The following is a 22,994-nucleotide window of genomic DNA, read 5'->3' on the forward strand; positions in this document are numbered from 1 at the left end:
CTGAGCAGTAAAGACGGGAGAACAACAATGCTGGAAACCATCGTTCGTTTTTTTCAGGAAGGCGGCCCCTTCATGTACCCGATTGCAGTGGTGCTTGCACTCGGGCTGGCGATTACCCTGGAACGCTTCATCTTCCTGGCATCGGTCGGGCGCAAGAACCGAGTCACCTTTGAAAGAGCCATCCTGCCACTATTGCAGAAAAGGGATTACCAGAGAGCGATGAAAGCCGCCAGCCATTCCAATAGTGCGATCGGCTCAATCATGGGAGCAGGCCTGGGTCGCCTGGTCAGCAACAGCCGCCGTGAGGATATCGAATACGCTATGGAAGAGGGACTGATGGAAGTCCTGCCGAGGCTGGAAAAACGTACTCAATACCTCGCCACCCTGGCCAATATTGCGACCCTCCTGGGACTTCTGGGAACGATTATCGGTCTGATCTCCGCATTCACTGCAGTTGCCGCAGCGGACCCTGCACAGAAGGCGAGTCTGCTCTCCGAGAGTATCTCCGTTGCGATGAATACCACGGCATTCGGGCTGATGTCGGCCATTCCACTGCTGATGTTTCACGCGCTGTTACAGACCCGCACCAACGAAATTGTAGACAGCTTTGAGATGGCGGGCGTCAAGCTGCTTAACCTCGTTTCCGAGCCGACACCTTCACGTGCGAGCGGCGCTGTGGCATGACGCCGGAAGCCCGGCCAAAACGGTATTGCGGAGAGAACCGACCATGAGACGCCGACATCGCCGAATTATGAATTCTCCGGAACTCGACATTACCGCATTCCTGAACCTGATGATTGTGCTTGTCCCGGTACTTCTGCTCGGGATGGTGTTCAGTCAGGTGCGAATGATCGAGCTGAACTTTCCGGGTGTGCAAGAGGGCGAGATCCTCGAACCTGACCAGTTCAACCTGGTGGTAACCCTGATTCCCGATGGCATTGAAGTGTCCGATTCCGGACGTGGCATGCTCCGGGTCCTGCCCGCAACCGATGGCAAGCAGGATTTCGAAAACCTGAGGAGCCTGCTCCGGGGGATAAAATCCCGGGTGCCGGACAAGACCGATGTCGTTCTGGAAGTGGGCCCCGAGATTGATTACCAGACTCTGGTCACCACCATGGACACGGTCCGTTCCTATCCGGCGGTGGTCGCCGCCAGCCTCGTGGACGGTGAACTGTTTCCGGACATTTCCCTGATGGATGCGCCCGAGGACCGTGTGCTGGCTGATCGGGCGGAACCGACCGCGGGGGAGGGCGCATGAAAAGCTCCCACCGTTCCCGTCGCCTCCGCCGTCATTATGGCCGCATGCACAAAACCGGAGGCCTCAACCTGGTATCGCTCATGGATATCTTCACCATCCTGGTTTTCTTCCTGATGGTGAACTCCTCCGATGTAAAAGTGATGCAGAATTCCACTGATGTACCGCTTCCGGTCTCCACCGCCGAGCAACAGGCGGTGGAGAACCTGACGGTGCAGGTCAGCGGTCGGTCCATCCTGTTGCAGGGTCGGGAAGTGGCGAGACTGGATGGCATCGAGACGGGGGACATTCACATCTCCGGTTTGTCAGAAGAGCTGGCCTATCGACGTGAACGTTTGCAGGAAATTCCGGAACAGGGCCTGCCGATCACCATTATGGCTGCCCGGGATACCGACTATCGCCTGCTGCGTCGGATCATGCAGACCTGTGTTGACCAGCAGTTCCGCCAGGTCAGGCTGGCAGTAGAACCGGAGGTTCGCAATGGCTGATACCGCATTGCTTCAGGATTGGCATACTCCGCGCCTGCCTTGGTCGAGGGTGCCCGGTGAGCGGGGACGGTTTGCGGGCATTCTGGCGCTGACGTTGCTGGTGTTTCTGCCGCCGGCGGTGCTGATTCCGTCCGTGGTTCTTCCGGAGTGGGACAGGGCGGAGGTGGAGGAAGTGCCTGCGCATCTTGCCAGGTTGGTTGAGGCGCCGGAGGTGAAGCAGGGGTCAGAAGAAGGCATTCTTCTGACCCCGGGGGCATCCCCTGAGGCTGCCGATGTGAAAAAGGCGCCAGATGAACAAGTTCATCAGACCCCGAGTGCGTTGCCCAAGAAAAAGGGGGCAGATGAAAGTCTTCATCCGACCCCGACTTCACCGTCCCCCTCTGGTTCCCCGGCAGGGCAAACCGTCGAACAGGCCCGCGAGACGGCGTCCCGCTCGGGCCTGCTGGCCATGAAGGACCGGCTGGCGTCACTCCGGGAGTCCCCGTCGGAGCAGGTTTCGTCTATCGCGGCGAACGTCAGAACTGAATCCGGATCAAAGCCGGCTGAGCCCGACCGCACGGAAGTTCTCAAGGGCAGTGGGGGCGTCAGCAATGCTCAGGATCCGGTGGCCGAGGTGGCAATGGCGGGTCATGAGGTCAAAAAGGTCGAACGCAAACCCGAGCCGGCGGCACAAACCTTGGCAAGGGGGGAGCCACCCTCTCCGAAGTCGTCCGCGGGCGAGCGGGCCATGAGCAATATCCGCAAGGTGTTTGATGTCCAGAAGACTGCGCTTTATTCCCTCTACAAGCGCGAGTTGCGACAGGACCCTACGCTGGCCGGCAAGATCTTGCTGGAGTTGGTCATCGAGCCGGACGGAACGGTGTCGGCCTGCGAGGTGGTGAGTTCGGAGCTGAAGAACCCGGCCCTCGAGCAGCGTATTGCCATGCGCGTACGCATGTTCAACTTTGGCGCTGACAGTGTCGAAAGGCGAAAGGTGCGGTTTCCGGTGGATTTCCTGCCGGGCTGAATCCCGACAGGAAGGGGGGCGGGGTAAAGGCAGGAAGCCGGCTTAGCGGTCGATGGTGATCTCTGGCAGGTTCGGCTTGTTCAGCTTCACCTTTTCCTTGGGCGCAATCACCTTGGCCTCTCCAGCGACCACTTGCTGGTCGTTCTGGTTGCGAACATCGCATTCGACAACAACCCGGTTCTTCGGCTCCTTGCGCAGCACTTTCAGCTTGACCGTGATGGTGTCATCCAGCTTCACGGGCCGCTTGAATGCAAGGCTCTGCTCGAGGTAGATGGTTCCGGGGCCGGGCATCACCGTGGCCAATGCCGCGGAAACCAGGGAGCCGCTCCACATGCCGTGGGCAATCCTCTCCTTGAACATGGTATTGGCCGCAAATTCGGCGTCCAGGTGTACCGGATTTACATCACCGGAAACCGCTGCAAACAGGTAAAGATCATCTTCGGTGAGTGTCCGTGTGAATGTGGCGGTATCGCCTTCGTTGAGTTCGTCATAGGTGACGTTTTCCAGGGTATCCAGGGTGTCGTTCATGATGTGCTCCGCACGTTATTGAAAGCAAAACAGTTGTTCGGTGTGATGCGTGAAACCTACCTCATCGATTACAAAACTGCTATTCTCTGTCCACTTTTTTTCGGCTGATACTTTTGTCGGGTTGATTTTTTGATCACTCCGGCATTTGTCGACCATTACAATCAGAAGCGCCAAACAGGAGATGGTGATGGATTTTGAGCAGTTTTATCAGGACAAGTACCCCGCCGGCGTGCCCCGCGAGGTAGACCTGGATAAATACCGGAGCATGGTGGATGTGTTCGATCAGGCCGTAAAAAAATACGCGGACCGGCCCGCATTCAGTGCTGTTGGCGCAACTCTCACTTACCGTGACCTCGACACCCAAAGCCGCAATTTCGCAGCCTGGCTGCAGAACAAGACTGATCTGAAACCGGGCGACCGCATCGCTGTCCAGATGCCGAACGTTTCCCAGTATCCTGTGGTTGTTTTCGGCGCGATGCGTGCCGGTCTGATTGTCGTCAACACCAACCCTCTGTATACCCAGCGTGAAATGGAGCACCAGTTCAACGATTCCGGGGCCAAGGCTCTGGTGGTGCTCGCCAACATGGCCGAGAACGCCGAAAAGGTGGTTCCACAGACCGGCATCGAGCATGTGATCGTTACTGAAATCGCCGACATGCATTCGCCGATCAAACGCACGCTGATGAACGCAGTGGTCAAGCACGTCAAGAAGATGGTGCCGTCCTTCAACATCCCCGGTGCCCACAAACTCCCGGCGGTTCTGAGTGCCGGTGCCCGTGAAAAATTCACTCCGGTAGAAACCAAAAAGGACGATATCGCGGTTCTCCAGTACACCGGCGGTACGACCGGTGTGGCCAAAGGCGCCATGTTGACCCACAGCAACCTGGTGGCAAACCTGCTTCAGGTCCGGCCAATGATGGAAGACACCGTTGAAGAGGGTAAGGAAGTGGTCATCGCGCCGCTGCCGCTTTACCACATTTACTCCTTCACACTGAACTGCGGCATCATGCTCGAGGCCGGTGCGCACAACGTGCTTATCCCGAATCCACGGGATATCCCGGGTTTTGTGAAAGAGCTGAAGAACCACAGGTTCACCGCTTTTCTGGGCCTGAACACCCTGTTTGTTGCTCTGTGCAACAACGAGGAGTTCCAGGACCTGGATTTCAGCTCCCTGAAGCTCACATCCTCCGGCGGCATGGCTCTGACCAGCGACACCGCCAAGATGTGGCAACGGGTGACCGGCTGTGAAATCTCCGAGGGCTACGGGATGACTGAAACCTCCCCGGTGGTGACCTTCAATCCCAACAGTGCGATCCAGATTGGTACCATCGGTTTGCCGATTCCTTCCACCATCGTGAAGACCCTCGACGATGAGGGGAACGAGACCCCGCTGGGCGAACCCGGTGAGCTGTGCGTCAAGGGGCCACAGGTGATGCGTGGCTACTGGCAGCGGCCGGAAGATACCCAGAAGTCTTTCACCGAGGACGGATTCCTCAAGACCGGTGATATTGCGCTGATTCAGGAAGACGGCTACATCCGGATTGTGGACCGCAAGAAGGATATGATTATCGTGTCCGGTTTCAATGTGTTCCCGAACGAAGTGGAAGATGTGGTAAGCGCGCACCCGAAGGTGGTTGAATGTGCCGCCGTTGGTATTCCCGATGCCAAGAGTGGCGAAGCGGTCAAGGTTTACCTGGTTCCCACCGCGGAAGGCGTAACCGAGAACGAATTGAAGGAATTCTGCCGCGAGCGGCTGACGGCGTACAAAGTGCCCAAGCATTTCGAATTCCGCGAGGAGTTGCCCAAAACCAATGTGGGCAAGATATTGCGCCGTGAACTGCGGGACGAAGCCAGCAAGTAATCCGCGTGATACTCTGAAGACCCCGCTCCGGCGGGGTTTTTCATTTTTAAGGCAGTGAGTTTCCGATAGACTGTGCTGCTCGAATCAATCCGACTGAGTGTTACACCGGTTCCTCATTTCAATGCCAAAAACCACATCCGATAGCCCCGTATCCCCATCCCCACGCCCTGATTCCCTGGCGGCAGTCAAAGCCATGATGGAGCAGCTCGATGCCTGCAATCAGCAGGAAGCCGCCCGCATCGTGAAGACGGTAGGCCGCACCAAAGGCAAGCCGGGTCAGAAAGATCTGGAAAAAATGGCCGGCTGGCTGGAGCGGGGGCTGGAAAAAGTCCGGCAACGCCAGGCCCTGCACAAGCCGGCAGCTTTTCCCGAGTCGTTGCCGGTGTCCGATCGGGTCGATGACATCCGCGAGGCGATTGAACAGAACCAGGTGGTGATCATTGCCGGTGAAACCGGCTCCGGAAAGACCACTCAGATTCCGAAAATCTGCATGAACAGTGGGCGCGGGATTCGGGGGCTCATTGGGCACACCCAGCCCCGCCGGATCGCTGCCCGAAGCGTCGCTGCCCGGATTGCCGAAGAGCTTGGGGAGCAGGTGGGAGAACAGATCGGCTACCAGGTCCGCTTTACGGACCAGACGTCGGAGCAGTCCCGGGTCAAGGTCATGACCGACGGTATCCTGTTGGCGGAGATCCAGCACGACCGGTTCCTCGATCGCTACGATACCCTGATCATTGATGAAGCCCACGAACGCAGCCTCAATATCGATTTCCTGCTGGGTTACCTGAAGCAGTTACTGCCCAAGCGGCCGGACCTGAAGGTCATCATCACTTCCGCCACCATCGAGGTGGATCGCTTCAGTGAGTTTTTCGATCAGGCTCCGGTCATCGAGGTGAGCGGTCGCACCTATCCGGTCGATATCCGCTACCGGCCGTTGACCGGGGACGAGGATGACCGGGACCAGGGCTGGACCGATGGCGTGCTGAATGCACTCAGTGAAATCGAGGATCACGAACGCAGCGAAAAGCAGCCGCCCGGAGACGTCCTGGTATTCCTGCCGGGGGAACGGGAGATACGCAGCCTGAGTAAGGTTCTGCGCCATGTGGACCTCAGGCACACCGAGGTGCTGCCGCTCTACTCGCGGCTGAGTAATCAGGAGCAGAACCGGGTGTTCCAGTCTCACCGCGGGCGTCGCATTGTACTGTCCACCAACGTGGCGGAAACCTCTCTGACCGTGCCGGGGATCCGCTATGTGATCGATACCGGCGTGGCCCGAATCAGCCGGTACAGTGTGCGTTCGAAGATCCAGCGCCTGCCTATCGAACCGGTGTCCCAGGCCAGCGCCAACCAGCGCGCCGGACGCTGCGGCCGGGTGGCTCCGGGTATCTGCTTCCGGCTGTACGATGAGACCGATTTCATCAACCGGCCGGAGTACACCGATCCGGAAATTCTGCGCACCAATCTGGCCTCCGTCATCCTGCAGATGGCCACATCCGGGCTGGGTGAGATCCGGAACTTCCCGTTCCTGGAAGCACCCGACAAGAGGCAGGTGAACGATGGCTACAAGTTGCTGGAAGAGCTGGGTGCGGTTGACGACAAACGCCGGCTGACCAGAATGGGGCGGACGATGGCGAAGCTGCCGTTGGATCCGCGCCTGGCCCGGATGCTCGTGACCGCGGCAGAGCAGGGCAGCCTGGCGGAGACGCTGGTGGTGATCGCCGGCCTGAGTGTCCAGGATCCCCGTGAACGACCCCAGGACAAGCAACAGGCGGCCGACCAGGCCCACGCGCCGTTCAATGACAAGGAATCCGATTTTGCCACCCTGCTCAACATCTGGAAATGGTACGAAGAGCAGCGGCAGGAAATGTCACAGAACCAGCTCAAGAAACTGTGCCAGAAGACGTTCCTGAGCTGGATGCGCATGCGGGAGTGGCGGGATATCCATCGTCAGCTTACTCTGATCTGCCGGGAACAGAAGCTGGCCTTCAATAAGGAACCGGCCAGTTACGATCCGATTCACAAGGCTATCCTCGCTGGCTTGTTGGGCCAGGTCGCAGTCAAGCTTGAAAAGAAAGAGTACCTGGCCACCCGCAATCGCAAGGTCTGGATCTTTCCGGGGTCGAAAGTCGCCAAATCTGCACCCAAGTGGATCGTTGCGGCGGAGATCGTCGAAACCAGCAGGGTATTTGCCCGCATGGTGGCCGCTATCCAGCCGGAATGGATTGAGCCGCTTGCGGGTCACGTGGTCAGGCACAATTACTTTGAGCCGCACTGGGAGCAGAAGCGCGCCCAGGTGATGGGCTATGAAAAGGTGACCCTGTACGGGCTGGACGTGGTGCCCCGGCGCCGTATTCCGTATGCCAAGGTCGACCCGGTCGAAAGCCGCAACCTGTTTATTCGCCGCGCGCTGGTAGAAGGGGATTACCGCTCGAAGGCTCCGTTCATTGCCCGTAACCGGGAAATGCTCGATACCGTCGAGAACCTGGAGAAGAAAACCAGGCGCCGGGACCTGTTGGTGGACGACGAGGTGCTTTTCGCCTTCTATGACGAAAGACTCCCTGCGGACATTGTCAGCGGCCGGCACTTCGAATCCTGGTGGAAGAATCTCTCCGCGGATGAGCTGAGGAACCTCGAACTGACCGAGGCAGACGTGTTGCAGCGCCCGGTGGATGCCGGGGCGGCAGAACTGTACCCGGATTATCTGGAGTGGGAAGGCGTCAGGTATCCGCTCAGCTACGAATTCGAGCCGACCAGCGAGCGGGACGGTGTCACCATGCAGGTGCCGCTGATGGCACTCAAGCAGATCCCGTCCCGCCGGCTGGAGTGGCTGGTGCCGGGCCTGCTTCGGGAAAAGTGCATTGCGCTGGTGAAGGGGCTGCCCAAGGCCCTGCGCCGTAATTTTGTGCCGGTGCCGGATTTTGTTGATGCCGCCCTGGCCAACATGCAACCCTCCAACGCCCCGCTTACCCAACAGCTGGGGGATGAGTTGCGCCGTATGACCGGTGTCCGTATTGACCCGGAAGCGTGGTCCGAGGCTGAATTGCCGCGGCATCTGCGGATGAATCTTCGGGTCATGGGCGACAAGGGCAAGGTGCTGGCGGAAAGCCGCGAAACCGGCGAGATTCAGTCCCAGCTGGAGGGCAAGGCGGAAGAGGCGCTGGCCTCGGTTAGCCGCAACAGTAAGCAGGATCAGTCTTCGGGCGAACACACCGATTGGCAGTTCGGTGAACTGCCTCGTCAGGTCCAGACCGAAAAAGGCGGTATGGAGGTGACGGTTTATCCAGCCCTCGAGGATCTGGGCAAGACGGTCCGACAAATCCGTTGCCTGGACCGCCTGACCGCGGAAGATACCACGAAAAAGGGTGTGGCCCGACTCATCGTTAACCGTTTTGGCAGCACGTTGAATGAGCTGGATCGGAAATTGCCCCGGTTCAAGCAGTCCGCGCTGATGTTTGCCCCGGTCGGACAAGCCCGTGTGCTGCTTGATGACCTGCTGCTTGCGACGGTGATCCAGCATTTCCTGGACAAGGAGATACCCCGATCACAGGCGGATTTTGACCGCCTGTTCGATGACGGAAGGGGTGATTTCATTCCGGCGCTTGAAGAGGCGGACGAGAGGCTGTTTGAAGCCATGAGTGGTTACCAGAAGGTGGCCAAACAGCTCAAGGGCAAGATCAACCTGGCTTTGGCCAACAGCATGGCAGACCTCAAGTTCCAGCTGGAAAACCTGGTGTATCCGGGCTTCCTGGTGGCAACCCCGCCGGAATGGCTGGCCCGGTTCGGCGTGTACTTCGAGGCATGCCTGCTGCGGCTCGAGAAGATGCCCCGGGAGATGGGCAGGGAACGGGAGTTCCTGCATGCCATTGAACCGCTGTGGGCACGGTACGCTGCCAAGCGTGATGAACAGCAGCGCCAGGGTGTCCGCGATCCGGAGCTGGTCCTGTACCGGTGGATGCTGGAGGAGTTCCGCGTGTCGTTCTTTGCCCAGCAGCTGGGTACCGCGATGACGGTTTCGGTAAAGCGCCTGGACAAGCAATGGGAGAAAACCCGCGTCTGACGCCGTTAACGAAGGCTAACGGGAAAATCCCGATGACTGTGATAGTATTCCGGACAGTGCATTATTTTTTCATCCAGTTTTCACTGTCCTGACGTGGGGTTAGCGTGATTAAAGCCGTCATTAGCGGAACCGGTCTGTACACACCGCCTGCAACAATTGATAACGATGAGCTGGTCGAAGCGTTCAACCAGTTCGTTGATCTGTACAACGACGAACATGCAGAGGAAATCGAGCGGGGCGACGTTGCCCCACTGCAGCACTCCTCGTCCGCCTTCATTGAGAAGGCGTCCGGTATCAAGCGCCGGCATGTTATCGACAAGGAAGGCATCCTCGACCCGCGTCGGATGACGCCCTACATCCCCGAGCGCGGCAACGACCAGAATTCGGTTCAGTGTGATATGGCGGTCGCCGCCTGCAACGAGGCACTGGAGCAGGCGGGTAAGACCGCGGCAGATGTGGATGCGGTTATTGTCGCCTGTTCGAACATGCAGCGCGCTTATCCTGCTATCTCCATTGAAGTGCAGGAAGCCCTCGGCATTGACGGATTTGCGTACGACATGAACGTGGCCTGCAGTTCGGCCACCTTTGGCCTTCAGGCTGCGGTCAATTCGGTGGAAAACGGCGCAGCCCGCTCTGTGCTGGTGGTCAGCCCTGAAATCTGCTCCGGTCACCTGAATTTCCGCGATCGGGACAGCCATTTCATCTTCGGCGACGCCTGCACTGCCATCCTGGTGGAGCGCGAGGAGAATACCCGGGCCGGGCAGGGCTTCGAGATACTGGGCACCAGTCTGAAGACCAAGTTCTCCAACAATATCCGTAACAACTTCGGTTTCCTGAATCGGGCAGATGAATCCGGCATTGGCAAACCGGACAAGCTTTTCGTCCAGGAAGGGCGCAAGGTTTTCAAGGAAGTCTCGCCTATGGTGGCCCAGACGATCCAGAACCACCTGCAGGCCCTCGATCTGTCACCGGAGAACCTGAGCCGGATGTGGTTGCACCAGGCTAACCTGAACATGAATCAGCTGATCGCCAGAAAGGTACTTGGACGGGACGCGAACGAGGACGAGGCCCCGGTGATTCTCGATGAATACGCCAACACGAGTTCTGCCGGTTCGATCATCGCTTTCCACAAGCACAAGGACGATCTGCAGTCCGGCGACCTCGGGGTGATCTGCTCCTTTGGCGCCGGTTACTCCATCGGCAGCGTTGTCGTTCGCCGCCGCTGATCCGAGACTCTAGCAGGCTGCCAGATTCCTCAGGGTATCCGGCAGTCTCGCCGAGGTTCGGGCGGTGCGGTCAAACCACACGACCTTTGCGTAGCCCTCCGAATAGACCTCCCCGGTCGTCGCATCTTTTAATAAATAGTAAGTATCAAGGCTGGTGTTTCCGGCCTTGTCGGCGTAGGTTTCCACTACGACCGATGCAGGATGGGTCAGTTCTTTCAGAAAGGTGGCACTGGTCTTTATAATGACCGGCCCGGTGGGCTCTTCCGGGCCTCCGACATTCAGGGATGAGAACCAGGTAATCCGGGCCTCCTCGAAAAAGCGAAAGTAAACTGTATTGTTGGCGTGGCCGTACGCATCCATGTCGCCCCAGCGCAGGGGCGTTTCCAGGGTGCTGACAAGATTACCCGGTACTGACATCGGACTCCTCCGGAAGAAAAATATAATGACAAGCGAATAGCGCCGGTATTTTCGACGAAGCGAAACATGATTCACAACCCGAGAGTGTATGATGAAACAATTATTTTCCGGGCGCTGTTCCCTGGTCATGCTGGTTCTGGCCGTGCTATTGACGGGGCAAGTACAGGCTCAGGCCATGCAGGAGCCTGCGCCGGAGGGCTCTACGCCGGTTGATCCGAAGGATCCGTACGAGTCCTGGAACCGAAGCGTTTTCACCTTCAACGAGACCATTGATCGGTGGGTCCTGAAGCCGGTCGCCCAAACCTATCGGACGCTTACGCCGGGCGTGGTGGACCGGGGTGTCACCAACTTCTTCAATAACCTTACGGAAGTGCGGAACTTCATCAACAGCCTTTTGCAGCTGAAGGGGGAATCGGCAGTCGTTGCCGCCGGACGCTTTACCTACAACACAGTCTTCGGCCTGGGCGGTCTTTTCGATGTAGCAACCGCGTTTGAACTGCCGGAGCGGCCGGAAGATTTCGGTCAGACCCTGGGTTATTGGGGAGTCGGCTCCGGACCCTACCTGATGTTGCCGTTCCTTGGTCCGTCCACGCCCCGGCATTTTGGCGGTCTGGCTACTGATGGCTTTGTCTTCCCGTCACTGTGGGATGCTGCTGAAAGCCCGGAGGTGTATTACGCGCGGGCCCTGCAGATTGTGGACAAGCGTGCTGACCTCATCCCCGCCGAGGGCTTTATTTCCGGTGACAGTTACATCTTTGTGCGCAATGCCTTCCTGCAACGCCGCGAATTCCTGATCAATGATGGTAAGGTGACTGAAGATCCGTTCGCCAATGGCGACGATGAAGACCTGATGCTCGAGGATTTCTGAGCCAAAGAGGCGTAGAGGAGGCAAGGTGATCAAGGACGCGAGGATTTCGAAGTACCGGAAGATGCTGGCCGAGGCTCCGAATTACGAAGTCTGGAAAGCCGCCGCCCTGGAGCTGGACTTCCTCGAGGGGAACGCCGAGTGGAAGGAGGAGTTTTACTCTGACCTTTACCACTATGAGCTGATCTACGATCGTCTGAGCAACCTCAAACAGTACCGCCAGCAGAATGACTTTGAACGGCTCAAAAGGGCTTTACGTGAGGGGCTGCACCACGATCTCGGTAATATGGGTAACCCCGCTCTTTACACCCGGTCGCGGGTAGGCACCAAACACCTGATCGAGGAGTACATTACCCAGGTCTGTGAGTCCCTGGATTACCTTTGCGACAACCCGGTGCCCGGTTTTCCGGTGGCGGACAAGCTCCAGTTCTTTCGCGATACGTTGACCAGCTATGGTCGGCCGACCCTTCTGCTCAGCGGTGGTGCCACCCTGGGCATGTTTCATTTCGGGGTAATCAAGGCTCTGTGGGAGAAGGGCTTGTTGCCGCAGGTGGTCGCCGGTTCCAGCAGTGGTGCCATCATAGCGGGCATTCTGGGTGTTCATACCGACGCCGAGATTCCGGAGATGCTGGTCCCGGAAAATCACAACCTCAAGGCCTGGAAATGGCGGGGCCTGCTCAGTGCCATGCGCGGCGACGGTCTGATGGATCAGGATCAGCTCCGGTCCTGCCTGCGTGCCAATATTGGCGAATACACGTTCGAGGAGGCTTACCAGCGTACCGGTCGGTCGATCAACGTCAGCGTATCGCCCGTCCAGGCGCATCAGAAAGCCCGGCTCCTGTGTGGTTACACGTCACCTTACCTGATGGTCTGGAGCGCGGCGCTGGCCAGTGCCGCGGTGCCCGGCATCTTCCCGCCGGTCACGCTGATGAAGAAGGATCTCCAAGGTAATGCCCTGCCTTACATGCCCAAAGTGCAGTTTGTCGATGGCTCCGTGGTCAGTGATTTGCCGATTGAGCGGCTGATGCATCTGTACGACGTGAATTTTACCATCGTCAGCCAGACCAACCCGCACGTGGTTCCGTTCCTCAGCGGCCGGGGCGAGGATGAAAAACTGTCTCTCGCCAGTTTGCCGATGCACCTCCTCAAGTCCGAGATCCAGTTCCACGGTCAGGGGGTGTTTGACTATCTGCGCAAACGGTTGCGTCCCGAGCTGCTCCGACAGGTATCGGGGCAGCTGTACACCATCATGGCCCAGCGCTATTCCGGCGATGTCACCATTGCACCGTCCTACTCGGTGCGGGATTTCAGCCGGATGCTGGCGAACCCCGAGCCGGACTATGTCCGTGAGATGATTCTGGCGGGGGAGCGGGCCACGTGGCCAAAGATTTCGATGATCCGCTCCCATGCCAGGATCTCAAAAACCCTGGAACGGTGTGTGAGGCGCCTCAAGAAGCAGAACCGGCGAACCGCGGAACTCCGGCTGATAAGCAATGCCGATTCCAATGCATCCTGAGATGACACGCCGCAGAAACGGGCGCTATCATACCGACATGACAAACCGGGTAGGTGAAACCGTTACCCGGTGCCTGAGCATCTGACTGGACATCCATGTACTACGATTTCTTCGGGTTCCGGGAACCGCCGTTCTCGATCGCGCCAGATCCCCGCTATCTGTACCTGAGTGAGCGTCACAAGGAGGCGTTGGCTCACCTGATGTATGGGGTCCAGGGGCAGGGTGGCTTTATCGTGATCACCGGCGAGGTTGGCACCGGCAAGACCACCGTCAGCCGCTGTTTCATTGAGAATGCCCCGGCACATGTCGACATCGCCCTGATACTTAATCCTCGCTTGTCCGCCCAGGAGTTATTGTCGGCAATTTGCGACGAGCTTGAGATTCCCCACGAGCCGGGCGCTACCATCAAGCAGTTGGTTGACCTGATCAATCAGGACCTGCTCAGCGCCCATGCCGCAGGTCGTCACAAGGTTCTGATGATTGACGAGGCGCAGAATCTTTCAGCCGAAGTGCTGGAACAGCTGCGGCTGCTGACCAACCTTGAGACCGCCGAGAAGAAACTGCTTCAGATCGTCCTGCTCGGGCAGCCCGAACTGCAGCAGATCCTGTCCCTGCCCGAGTTGCGTCAGCTCAACCAGAGGGTTACGGCGCGCTATCACCTCGATGCCATCAACCGTGCCGAGCTGCCTGCGTATCTGAAGTATCGCCTCGGGGTCGCCGGGATGCGCGGCGATATCTTCTCCATGGGCGCTATCAATCGGCTTTACAAAGAAAGCCAGGGCATTCCACGCCTGATCAACCTGATCAGCGACCGGGCCCTGCTGGGGGCCTACGCCGAAGGCGAGCACGAGATCACCACGGGTCATATCAAACAGGCCGCAAAGGAGGTCCGGGGTGGCGGCTCCACTCCTGTTACCGCCCGCAAAGGTTCTGGCCGAGGGGCGCAGTACCTGATGTTGGTCGCTTCTGTTCTGGTTGCGATTATGGGCACGGTCTGGCTGGTGGACCGTTGGCCGCTGGCCAACACGCTCGAACTGGCGTTGGAACCCGAAAATGGGCTGGGGGGTGCAGTCGAGCGGGAGGCCGAGGCACAGGAGGCGACGGTCGAAGCCTCAGAGGATGCCTCCGACGCCGGACCGCCGGACACCGGGCCCGCGAGGGAAGCCCTCGCCGCTTTTCAGTTCCATGAGGACCGGGTTGACGCTCCGGGCGCCTTCCGGTTGCTCTTTGGTCTGTGGGGCAAGAGTTACCGGGCCGCGGATAATCCCATTGCCTGCGACTACGCCCGGACTGTAGGTCTTGGATGCCTTGAACGACAGGGGACGCGCCGCAGCCTCGAGTTCCTGAACCGCCCTGCCATGCTCCAGCTTCGGAACCAGGCGGGGGAGGTTGGCTATGCGGTGCTGAAATCCCTCAACGGAGACCTCGCGGAGGTCGTGGTCCCCGGTGGCGAAGCGCGGGAAATGTCCTTTGCCAGCCTGGAAAACTTCTGGTTTGGCGAGTACCGGGTACTGTGGCGTCTGCCGGAGTATATGACCGGTGACAACTTCTACGCCTCCGGCAATGGCGAGCAGTTGTGGATTGGCGCCAGAATGATGGAGCTGGCCGACCAGTATACAACCTCCACCTCTGAAAACGGTCGGGTAAAGCGGATGTCGGCAGAACAACAGGTTCGCTGGTACCAGGAAATCCGGGGGCTGACGGTGGATGGCATTGCCGGTGCCATGACCGTTATCCAGATCAACAACGATCTGGGTGCCCCGGGGCCGCGACTGGTTCCCCGCATTTCGAGCAGTAAGGGGTAAGCAGTGTCCTATATCCTCGATGCACTCCGGAAATCCGAAACCGAGCGCCGTCAGGGCAAAGTTCCCGATCTTGGCCAGCAGGTCCAGCTGATTCATCGGCCCAAGAAAAAGGGGGGGCTTTCTGCGACGGTGTGGGTTGCCCTGGCGTTACTGGTAAATGCGGCGGTTATTGGGGTGGTGTTCTGGCCGGAACGGGGCCTGGTTGCGGTCCAGACCGGACAGCAGATCCCGTCTCCTGCCAGCAGCGAAACCCGGGAGGAATCGGATCCCGTCGCGTCTGATATGGCTCCGGAACCGGCGATGGAGGCAACTCCGGATGACCCGGTGGCCGAGACCGGCGACGTCGAGGACCCGGAACCTCTGTCTGTCCCGACGCCTCAGGTTGTGGAAAAGCCGACCATCATTGTGCCCTCAGTCAGTGCAAGGGATGACGATCCGGTCTTGCCTGAAACCGAAAGCTCAGGCAGGGTACCGCATCTTGTCGAGTTACCCCTGTCATTCCAGAAGAGCATTCCCGATTTGACCTTTAACAGTCACCTCTATTCGTCCGACCCGTCGTCAAGCCGGGTAATGATCAATGACAACTATCTTCGTGCCGGAGACCGTTTTGGCGGTCTGACGGTGGAGCGCATCACTGAAGACGGCGTGGTCCTGAGCAAGCAGGGTCAATCGTTCAGGGTAGGCACCGTCCGTGACTGGGTGAGCCCCCGCTGATGGCACTGACGGAAGAGATCAAGCAGCAGATCCAGCAAGGTTACCGGGATGTCCTGGCTGGCAAGGACATCCGGGCCCGCTATGGCCAACGACTGATGATCGCCGAGATCGCCCGTTACATGGGTGAGATCACCGATAACGATGGCCAGCGGACCTCGCCTCCCGCCACCTGCGTGGTCGAAGCGGGAACCGGTACCGGCAAGACCCTGGCTTACCTGATCGCTGCAATTCCGGTCGCAAAGGCACTGGGGAAGACTCTGGTCATTTCCACGGCGACCGTGGCATTACAGGACCAGATTGTGCTGAAGGACCTTCCGGACCTGAAAAAACACAGCAAGCTGGACTTCTCCTGGACCCTTGCCAAAGGACGGGGGCGTTACCTGTGCATGTCCCGCCTGGAGGCCCGGCTCCACGACGAGGGCAATGGAGACAGCGATACCATGCCTTTGTTTCTGCTGGATACCCCGTCTGGCGACGAACCCGGCTCAAGGGCCTTCTTCGAGGAAATGCTCGCCAGTTATGGTTCCAGAAAATGGGATGGGGATCGTGACCACTGGCCGGAACAGATTCCCGACGACGTCTGGCGTCAGGTCACCACGGACCACCGGCAGTGCACGAACCGTCATTGCAGCTATTTCGACAGCTGCGCCTTCTTCGATGCCAGGAAAGATCTGGATGACGCCGATGTCGTGGTGGCCAACCACGACCTGGTGTTGGCGGATCTGGCACTGGGAGGCGGCGCCATCCTGCCCGAGCCGGAAAATGCACTGTTCATCTTTGACGAAGCCCATCACCTGCCTGAAAAGGCCCTCAACCATTTTGCGGCCTCGGTTCCCCTGAATGCCACGCGCCAGTGGCTCAAGCAATTGTCCCAGGCATTGGTGAAGATGCAGCCATTCCTGGCACCGGGCTCCCAGGCAGTCAAGACCCTGGACAAAATCAGTACAGCTTCCCGGGACGTGGACCAGGCCCTTGCGAGGGTTTATGAGGACGCGGAGCATAACACCGGCTGGGAATTCAACGAGGAGCGTCGGAGTGCGCAGTGGCGCTATCCGGAGGGTGAATTGCCGGAGAAACTGGCGGAGCTGGCGGCGGATGCCCGAATCGCCACGGCCGGGCTGGTCCGCCATCTCGGGGCCCTTGCCGATGAACTCCAGGCTGCCTTTGATGATCGCAAGGAACACGAGATAGATCGTGATACTGCCGAGGCCTGGTACCCTGTGATCGGTTCTTTCCACAGCCGGTCCGAGGAGCAGCTTAGGCTATGGGCGGCGTGGTGTGACCAGGCCAGACCTTCCGGCCAGGAAAAACAGGCTGATGAAGAGCAGGACACTCCTGCACGCAATCCCAAGAGCCCGCCTCCGGCCCGCTGGGCCGTGAGGCAGCGCTGGGACCACGCGGAGGACATTACCCTCTACAGCTCGCCTGTCCTCGCAGATAACCTGCTGTACGCCAGACTCTGGTCCCGGGCCTATGGCGCAGTGCTCACCAGTGCCACCCTGACGGCATTGGGCCGGTTTGACCGCCTGAAATCCCGGGCCGGGCTGCCGGAGGCCAGCAAATTTCTGGTGGTTCCCAGTTCCTTCCGTTATGGCGAAATGGCGACCGTGGAAGTACCCGCCATGAGAGCCATGCCCACTGACGATGCCTTTACCGATGCTCTGGTAGAGCGCTTGCCGGGGCTCTGGGCAGGAGAAAAAGCCACACTGGTGCTGTTCACCTCGCGCCGGCAGATGCAGCAGGTGCGCGATGTCCTCGCGCCGGAGTATCCGGAGTTGATCCTGACCCAGGACGATATGGCCAAAGGCGAGGTCCTGCGACAGCATTGCGCCCGGGTCGATGAGGGTCGGCCGAGTGTTCTTTTCGGGGTGGCCAGCTTTGCCGAGGGCATTGACCTGCCTGGCAAGTATCTGCACCACGTAGTCATCACGCGTTTGCCCTTTTCGGTTCCGGACGATCCCATTGAAGCCAGCCTCGCCGAATGGGTGACGCAGCGCGGTGGCAATCCGTTTATGGAAATCACCGTTCCTGATGCCTCGGTCAAGTTGGTCCAGGCGGTCGGTCGATTGCTGCGCACCGAGAAGGACACTGGCCGAGTGACCATCCTGGACCGGCGTATCATTGCCCGCCGCTATGGCCAGCTGTTGCTGGACGCACTGCCACCGTTCCGCCGGATTATCGAGCACTGATAAAAAAAGAGCCGCCCAAATGGACGGCTCCTGGCGAAGGGGTTCTTTTCGAACCCGGGCGTCGAAACAACGCGGTACAAGAGAAATCTGAAGGCCTGAAGTTCCAGAATTCCTAGGTGGGGCTTTGCCTCACCGTTGATGGAATAATAAGGGAGCAGGGGGCGTAGACGGATCGTCCAAAGGGCGTAGTGAATCGGGAAAATCGTGATTAAATGAGATGTTCGTCACACTTTGGGGTCGTGCTAACCCCTCAGGATTCCAGCAGTCCGAGCTCCCGCGCTTTGGCCAGGGCTTCGGTCCGGCGTCCCACTGAGAGTTTGCCATAGAGGTTTCGAATGTGTGCCTTGACCGTCGCGGGGGCGACGGCCATCTTCCTGGCAATGTCCTTGTTGGCCAGGCCCTGGTTGATCAGTGCCAGTACTTCCATTTCCCGTTGACTGAGTGGCTCCATGAGCCCCCGGTCTGCTGCCGGCATCGATGCCTGGCTGCAAGCTGAGGGGCTGGCCGGTTCCTGTTCTTTCCGGTCCCGCAGGTCCTCCAGTTCACGCAGCATGAGCAGTACGCGGCTGTTCCAGCTGCCCGGTGTCCGCAGGGTCGGCTGGTCAAGCAACATTTGCCGGACCCGGAGGCTCTCCTCACCATACAGCCTGACAAACCCGGAGCCGGCGCCAAGCTCGAGAGCATCATTCAGCAAGGATCTGGCATCTTCGTGCCTTTCCTGAAGTGCCTGTGCTTCGGCAGATACCAGCAGAATTTCCACCAGATGCCGGTTGTGAGCGTGGCGTACCGCGGATTCTCTCAGTCCCTGCAGACACTCGAGCGCTTCTTCGGGCTTGCCCAGGGCGTTCAACACCCTGGACTGGCTGATGCGCAACTGCTCCTGGTTCAGGGGGTTGCAGGCCTCATCGCTCTCCGCGGCCCTCATGATGCTTGCCGCCTTTTCAGGCAGGTCCTCAGCGAGGAAACAGCGAGCGAGCAGGGCAGCACTGGCGGGAGGCTCGAATACAATGTGGTCCCTGCGTTTTCTGCTGATTTGCCAGGCGTCCTCCAGCGCTTCGATGGCGTCCCGGAACCTGCCTTCACTGAAGGCCAGGTGCCCGTTTACGTACTGGATCACCACGTGTTGGCCGGGTTCGGTGCCGTTGCTGACGTGTTCAAGGAGGGGCGCCAGGTGGCTGTGGGCGAGTTCGGGCTCGTTCCGTTCCCGGTGGATCTCGCTCAGCGCACTGTTCTGCCAGCAGGAAATCAGTCGGGGTTGGCTCGGGTCGGAGTAATGCTTGTCGACCCATTGCCGCACCTCGTTACAGGATTCCAGGGCCAGGTCGATTTCGCCCCGGTTGTACTGGATCCAGGCCAGCAAGCCCCCGCTGGAGAGGACGGTACTGGGCTTTCGCTCAACCTGACCATAGTGGACGGCAGACCGAAGGGCATCCTCTGCCTCGGGTAATTCGCCGCGTCCGAAACAGTCCAGACCAATTCCGTAGTAGGTAACGGATTTCAATGGGATCCGGGTGTGGTCGATCTCCTGCAGCACGCGACGGGTGAGGTCGCTGGCTGCCTTGTCGTCACTCCGGGAGCGGGCAAGGTAGGAGCGAATCAGGGAAATCTCGCTGTGCAGCCCGAGCGCTCCCTCGGCATCCGGGTGGGAGTCCGCGACACGCCGGTCCAGAAGATCCTCAAGGGCAGCCAGCAGGGGCTCCAGGCTGTCGACGCGGTTTGCAAAAAACAGTCCCCAGATCTTCAGCATCTGCAATTGTGGGCTGTCGCCCAACAGGTGCTCCGGTAGCGAGCCCAACCAATCCAGTACGGGAAGGTGAAAACCGCCGTGGATAAGGTTGTTGCCATGCTCGGACAGTACCCGGGCCAGCCACGGCCAGTCCTGGTGGCGCACGATCTGGGCAATCGCTTCCTGTACGTGGCCATGGGCCAGAAGCCAGTCTACCGTGTTTCGCCAAAGCCCTTCGGCCAGTTCCGGCCGGGTGTGCTGCAGACGGTTTGCCAGGGCGTCCCGGAACAGGTCGTGGTAACGGAACCATTCATTGTGAGTATCCAGCGGAATCAGGAACAGGTTCTGGCGCAGGAGTTCTTCCAGTATCTCCTGGCTGTCGTCACGTCCCCGGATGCTGTTACACAGAGAGGCATTCAGCCGGGGGCAGCAAGCGGTTTCCAGAAGAAAGTCGGCCAGGTGGGCCGGTTGCTTTTCCAGCACCTCGCTCAATACATAATCGCTGATGTGGCGTTCGTCTACCGCAAGGCCTCCGGTCGGTTTTGCCAGCCCATCCCGGGTAATGCTGCTGTTACCGGAGAGTGCAGATAACTGCATCGCCGCAACCCAGCCTTCGGTTTTGCGGCAGATTTTACGAGCTTCGTCTTCGTTGATGTCGAGCCCCATGGTGTCCCGGAAAAATTGCTGGCACTCCTGGTCGGAGAATGCGAGCAAGCCCGGGTGGATGTCTTCCACCCAGCGCCGGACCCGCCACCGGGCAAGGGGGAGGGGCGGTTCAGTGCGGGAAGCCAGGCAAACAAGAACGCCGGGTGGAAGGTAATCGAGAAACCAGGCCAGTTGGCGATGGATGGAGTCATCCTGAATGAAATGGTAGTCATCCAGCACCAGCGCCCAGGCACCGGCGTCCCGGGCAAGCTCATTGATCAGCATGGTAATGACTGCGGTCGAATCGTGGTCCTCTTCCTGTGCGAGCTGCTTCTGACATTGGGCCATGCCCGGCAGGCCGGCATATTCGAACGCACCGATCACATACTGCCAGAATCGTCGGGGCTGGTTGTCGTGCTCGTCGAGTGCGAGCCAGGCCGTGGGACAGGTGGCGCGGGCGCACCACTGACTGACCAGCGTCGTCTTGCCAAACCCGGCGGGGGCAATCACGAGGTCCAGACGTTTCGCTCCCGCGTGATCCAGCAGGGTGTGCAGCCGATCACGGGGAACCGCTCTCGGATCGCAGCTGGGCCGGAGGAATTTAGTGGTAAGCAGCATTGGTTCCCTGAATGCCGGAAAATGTGATCGTTTAGCGGATTGTGTGCTTTGCGTCAGACAAGTCAAGCGTTCTAATGACTCAGATGGTGGTCAAATGATGCGTAAATGCAATTTTGGTCTAAACTTTGAAAAAGGTTTTATCTATAATAAAAAAGAATTAAACCCATAGTTTTTATGCGGGAGTGCAGCAATCGATGAAATTACAACAATTGCGCTATATCTGGGAAGTTGCCCATCACGATCTGAACGTGTCCGCGACCGCCCAAAGCCTGTTCACCTCGCAGCCCGGAATATCGAAGCAGATTCGTTTGCTGGAAGACGAACTGGGCCTCGAAGTGTTTGCCCGCAGTGGAAAACATCTCACCCGGATTACTCCCGGTGGCGAGATCATCATCCGGGAAGCGGGGGAGATCCTTCGTCGGGTGGAAGGCATCAAGAAAATCGCCCAGGAGTTCAGCAATCAGCGCAAGGGTGACCTGAGCATTGCCACCACCCATACTCAGGCCCGATATGCGCTGCCCCCGATTATCCGGGGCTTCATCGAGGAATATCCTGACGTTTCTCTGCATATGCACCAGGGTACACCCATGCAGATCTCCGAGATGGCGGCCAACGGAGCGGTGGACTTCGCGATTGCCACCGAGGCGATGGAGCTGTTCAACGATCTGATCATGATGCCCTGCTATAAATGGAACCGCAGCGTCATCGTCCCCAAGGACCACCCGCTGGCTCAGAAGCCGGAGCTGACATTGCCTGAACTGGCGGAGTTCCCGCTGGTCACCTATGTGTTCGGCTTCACCGGTCGCTCGAAGCTGGATGAGGCGTTCCAGTCACAGGGGCTGACCCCCAAAGTGGTGTTCACGGCAGCCGATGCGGATGTGATCAAGACATACGTTCGCCTCGGCCTTGGCGTCGGCATTATCGCCAGCATGGCGTTCGATCCGAAAACAGACACGGATCTGGTTGCTCTGGATGCCCGCAAACTGTTCCGTCCCAGTGTCACGCGGCTTGGCTTCCGCAAGGGCACCTTTTTGCGCGGCTACATGTACGACTTCATGCTCAGGTTTGCGCCCCACCTCACCAAAGAGCGGGTCGATGCGGCGGTTGCGCATCAGGGCAGTCGGACGGAGATCGAGGAGCTGTTCAAGGATGTGGAACTGCCCACCTACTAGGTGGGCAGTTATCTGGTCTCGGGAACCTGATCAGTCTTTCGCGATCAGGTTTCCGGCATGGAGGCCGCATTCCTTCTTGGTGGCTTCTTCCCACCACCAGCGGCCTTCGCGCTCATGCTGGCCCGGCAGTACCGGCCGGGTGCACGGCTGGCATCCGATGCTTACAAAACCTTTCTCGTGCAGCGCGTTGTAGGGTGCTTCCGACATACGGATGTAATCCCACACTTCCTGTGACGTCCAGTTAGCCAGCGGATTGAATTTCACCAGGGGCTTGTCACCCGTGGAGAACGCCGTATCTTCCTGAACAACCGGCACATCGTTACGGGTACCGGGACTCTGGTCCTTGCGCTGGCCGGTAATCCAGGCGTCGACGGTGGCCAACTTGCGTTTCAGGGGATTGACCTTGCGGATGCCGCAGCACTCGGAGTGCCCATCCTCGTAGAAACTGAACAGCCCCTTGCGATTGACCAGATCCTGCACTTCCGCCGCGTCGGGAAAAAGCACCTCGATTTCGATGCCGTAATGGTTGCGGACCTTCTCCACAAACTCATAGGTTTCCCGATGCAGCCGACCGGTATCCAGGGTGAAGACCTGCAGCTTGTCGGTCAGCTTGTGCGCCATTTCAATCAGCACCACATCCTCGGCACCACTGAACGAGATGGCGATGTTGTCATAACGATTCAGCGCGGCCTTGAGAATGGCTCTGGGGCTTTGACCTTCAAGTTCCGCGCGTAGGGAGTCGATATCCGTCATTGCGTAAGCGTACCTTTATCCAATGTTCAGGCAGGCTAACATTAAATCCCTCATAGCCTGAAGGAATGACAATCTATATGTTTATGCCATGCTGCCTGGACGGGACAGCACACAATCACGATGCATTCCGCCACGGATTTCCTTATCATACGC

The 22,994-nt window shown here is 58.8% G+C and carries 18 protein-coding genes; 14 read left to right on the top strand and 4 right to left on the bottom strand.

The window, feature by feature from the left end; translation table 11 throughout:
• Positions 1-27: 27 nt before the first annotated feature.
• From MD273_RS07185 to MD273_RS07200, 4 genes are read left to right on the top strand one after another with little or no spacing between them, the layout of a single operon-like run.
• A complete protein-coding gene (locus MD273_RS07185; RefSeq protein WP_239037058.1) occupies positions 28-684 on the top strand; it encodes a MotA/TolQ/ExbB proton channel family protein in 657 nt (218 codons plus the stop codon).
• Positions 685-727: 43 nt separating this feature from the next.
• Entirely contained in the window at positions 728-1,258 is a 531-nt protein-coding gene (locus MD273_RS07190; protein WP_239037059.1) for an ExbD/TolR family protein, read from the top strand.
• Positions 1,255-1,743 carry an ExbD/TolR family protein gene (locus MD273_RS07195; RefSeq protein WP_239037060.1) on the top strand — a complete coding sequence of 163 codons (489 nt, stop codon included), beginning with the start codon at positions 1,255-1,257 and terminating at the stop codon, positions 1,741-1,743. The genes MD273_RS07190 and MD273_RS07195 overlap by 4 nt, the downstream gene beginning before the upstream one ends.
• Positions 1,736-2,749 (top strand): AgmX/PglI C-terminal domain-containing protein, encoded by a 1,014-nt coding sequence (locus tag MD273_RS07200; RefSeq protein ID WP_239037061.1) that lies wholly within the window; start codon positions 1,736-1,738, stop codon positions 2,747-2,749. Before MD273_RS07195 ends, MD273_RS07200 begins: the two co-directional genes overlap by 8 nt.
• Positions 2,750-2,791: 42 nt before the next feature.
• On the opposite strand, the gene MD273_RS07205 is transcribed toward MD273_RS07200, so the two are convergent.
• On the bottom strand, positions 2,792-3,277 hold the full coding sequence (locus MD273_RS07205; protein ID WP_239037062.1) for a MaoC/PaaZ C-terminal domain-containing protein: 486 nt from the start codon (positions 3,275-3,277) through the stop codon (positions 2,792-2,794).
• A 187-nt stretch (positions 3,278-3,464) separates the two neighbouring features.
• Here MD273_RS07205 and MD273_RS07210 point away from each other — a divergent pair, with 187 nt between their 5' ends.
• The 3 genes from MD273_RS07210 to MD273_RS07220 all read left to right on the top strand — a co-directional run bounded on the left by MD273_RS07210 (position 3,465) and on the right by MD273_RS07220 (position 10,421).
• A complete protein-coding gene (locus MD273_RS07210) occupies positions 3,465-5,138 on the top strand; it encodes a long-chain fatty acid--CoA ligase (protein ID WP_239037063.1) in 1,674 nt (557 codons plus the stop codon).
• Between the two features lie 193 nt (positions 5,139-5,331).
• Positions 5,332-9,195, top strand: a complete 3,864-nt coding sequence (hrpA, locus tag MD273_RS07215) for an ATP-dependent RNA helicase HrpA (RefSeq protein ID WP_239037064.1) — start codon at positions 5,332-5,334, stop codon at positions 9,193-9,195.
• 104 nt (positions 9,196-9,299) lie between these two features.
• Positions 9,300-10,421: a beta-ketoacyl-ACP synthase III gene (locus MD273_RS07220; RefSeq protein WP_239037065.1), complete on the top strand. Its 1,122-nt coding sequence runs from the start codon at positions 9,300-9,302 to the stop codon at positions 10,419-10,421.
• A 9-nt stretch (positions 10,422-10,430) separates the two neighbouring features.
• Here the strand turns inward: MD273_RS07220 and MD273_RS07225 are convergent, their stop codons facing one another.
• Positions 10,431-10,838 (bottom strand): acyl-CoA thioesterase, encoded by a 408-nt coding sequence (locus MD273_RS07225; RefSeq protein ID WP_239037066.1) that lies wholly within the window; start codon positions 10,836-10,838, stop codon positions 10,431-10,433.
• 91 nt (positions 10,839-10,929) lie between these two features.
• Between MD273_RS07225 and MD273_RS07230 the strand changes: the two genes are divergently transcribed.
• From MD273_RS07230 to dinG, 5 genes are all read left to right on the top strand, one after another.
• A complete protein-coding gene (locus MD273_RS07230) occupies positions 10,930-11,706 on the top strand; it encodes an MlaA family lipoprotein (RefSeq protein WP_239037067.1) in 777 nt (258 codons plus the stop codon).
• 25 nt (positions 11,707-11,731) lie between these two features.
• The gene (locus MD273_RS07235) at positions 11,732-13,219 is read left to right on the top strand and encodes a DUF3336 domain-containing protein (protein WP_239037068.1); all 1,488 of its coding nucleotides are present in this window, start codon (positions 11,732-11,734) and stop codon (positions 13,217-13,219) included.
• 95 nt (positions 13,220-13,314) lie between these two features.
• Positions 13,315-15,024: an AAA family ATPase gene (locus tag MD273_RS07240; RefSeq protein ID WP_239037069.1), complete on the top strand. Its 1,710-nt coding sequence runs from the start codon at positions 13,315-13,317 to the stop codon at positions 15,022-15,024.
• A gap of 3 nt (positions 15,025-15,027) precedes the next feature.
• Positions 15,028-15,738: a general secretion pathway protein GspB gene (locus MD273_RS07245; protein ID WP_239037070.1), complete on the top strand. Its 711-nt coding sequence runs from the start codon at positions 15,028-15,030 to the stop codon at positions 15,736-15,738.
• Complete coding sequence (gene dinG / locus MD273_RS07250; RefSeq protein ID WP_239037071.1) at positions 15,738-17,927, top strand: ATP-dependent DNA helicase DinG; 2,190 nt, start codon at positions 15,738-15,740, stop codon at positions 17,925-17,927. Before MD273_RS07245 ends, dinG begins: the two co-directional genes overlap by 1 nt.
• Positions 17,928-18,177: 250 nt before the next feature.
• Here dinG and MD273_RS07255 read toward each other — a convergent pair whose 3' ends face one another.
• Positions 18,178-20,916: a winged helix-turn-helix domain-containing protein gene (locus MD273_RS07255; protein ID WP_239037072.1), complete on the bottom strand. Its 2,739-nt coding sequence runs from the start codon at positions 20,914-20,916 to the stop codon at positions 18,178-18,180.
• Here MD273_RS07255 and MD273_RS07260 point away from each other — a divergent pair.
• Together MD273_RS07260 and cysB are read left to right on the top strand one after the other, a co-directional pair.
• A complete protein-coding gene (locus MD273_RS07260) occupies positions 20,903-21,085 on the top strand; it encodes a hypothetical protein (RefSeq protein WP_239037073.1) in 183 nt (60 codons plus the stop codon). The genes MD273_RS07255 and MD273_RS07260 overlap by 14 nt on opposite strands.
• Before the next feature lie 25 nt (positions 21,086-21,110).
• The gene (gene cysB / locus MD273_RS07265) at positions 21,111-22,088 is read left to right on the top strand and encodes an HTH-type transcriptional regulator CysB (protein ID WP_239037074.1); all 978 of its coding nucleotides are present in this window, start codon (positions 21,111-21,113) and stop codon (positions 22,086-22,088) included.
• Positions 22,089-22,118: 30 nt separating this feature from the next.
• Here cysB and MD273_RS07270 read toward each other — a convergent pair whose 3' ends face one another.
• The gene (locus MD273_RS07270; RefSeq protein WP_239037075.1) at positions 22,119-22,841 is read right to left on the bottom strand and encodes a phosphoadenylyl-sulfate reductase; all 723 of its coding nucleotides are present in this window, start codon (positions 22,839-22,841) and stop codon (positions 22,119-22,121) included.
• Positions 22,842-22,994 lie beyond the last annotated feature (153 nt).

This window comes from Marinobacter sp. C7 (genome assembly GCF_022343555.1).
In the GTDB taxonomy this organism is placed as follows: domain Bacteria; phylum Pseudomonadota; class Gammaproteobacteria; order Pseudomonadales; family Oleiphilaceae; genus Marinobacter.

Excerpts from the sequence above, each read along its gene's own strand:
- MD273_RS07185 (WP_239037058.1), top strand. The coding sequence starts at position 28 with ATGCTGGAAACCATCGTTCGTTTTTTTCAGGAAGGCGGCCCCTTCATG.
- MD273_RS07190 (WP_239037059.1), top strand. The coding sequence starts at position 728 with ATGAGACGCCGACATCGCCGAATTATGAATTCTCCGGAACTCGACATT.
- MD273_RS07195 (WP_239037060.1), top strand. The coding sequence starts at position 1,255 with ATGAAAAGCTCCCACCGTTCCCGTCGCCTCCGCCGTCATTATGGCCGC.
- MD273_RS07200 (WP_239037061.1), top strand. The coding sequence starts at position 1,736 with ATGGCTGATACCGCATTGCTTCAGGATTGGCATACTCCGCGCCTGCCT.
- MD273_RS07205 (WP_239037062.1), bottom strand. The coding sequence starts at position 3,277 with ATGAACGACACCCTGGATACCCTGGAAAACGTCACCTATGACGAACTC.
- MD273_RS07210 (WP_239037063.1), top strand. The coding sequence starts at position 3,465 with ATGGATTTTGAGCAGTTTTATCAGGACAAGTACCCCGCCGGCGTGCCC.
- hrpA (WP_239037064.1), top strand. The coding sequence starts at position 5,332 with ATGATGGAGCAGCTCGATGCCTGCAATCAGCAGGAAGCCGCCCGCATC.
- MD273_RS07225 (WP_239037066.1), bottom strand. The coding sequence starts at position 10,838 with ATGTCAGTACCGGGTAATCTTGTCAGCACCCTGGAAACGCCCCTGCGC.
- MD273_RS07230 (WP_239037067.1), top strand. The coding sequence starts at position 10,930 with ATGAAACAATTATTTTCCGGGCGCTGTTCCCTGGTCATGCTGGTTCTG.
- MD273_RS07240 (WP_239037069.1), top strand. The coding sequence starts at position 13,315 with ATGTACTACGATTTCTTCGGGTTCCGGGAACCGCCGTTCTCGATCGCG.
- dinG (WP_239037071.1), top strand. The coding sequence starts at position 15,738 with ATGGCACTGACGGAAGAGATCAAGCAGCAGATCCAGCAAGGTTACCGG.
- MD273_RS07255 (WP_239037072.1), bottom strand. The coding sequence starts at position 20,916 with ATGCTGCTTACCACTAAATTCCTCCGGCCCAGCTGCGATCCGAGAGCG.
- cysB (WP_239037074.1), top strand. The coding sequence starts at position 21,111 with ATGAAATTACAACAATTGCGCTATATCTGGGAAGTTGCCCATCACGAT.
- MD273_RS07270 (WP_239037075.1), bottom strand. The coding sequence starts at position 22,841 with ATGACGGATATCGACTCCCTACGCGCGGAACTTGAAGGTCAAAGCCCC.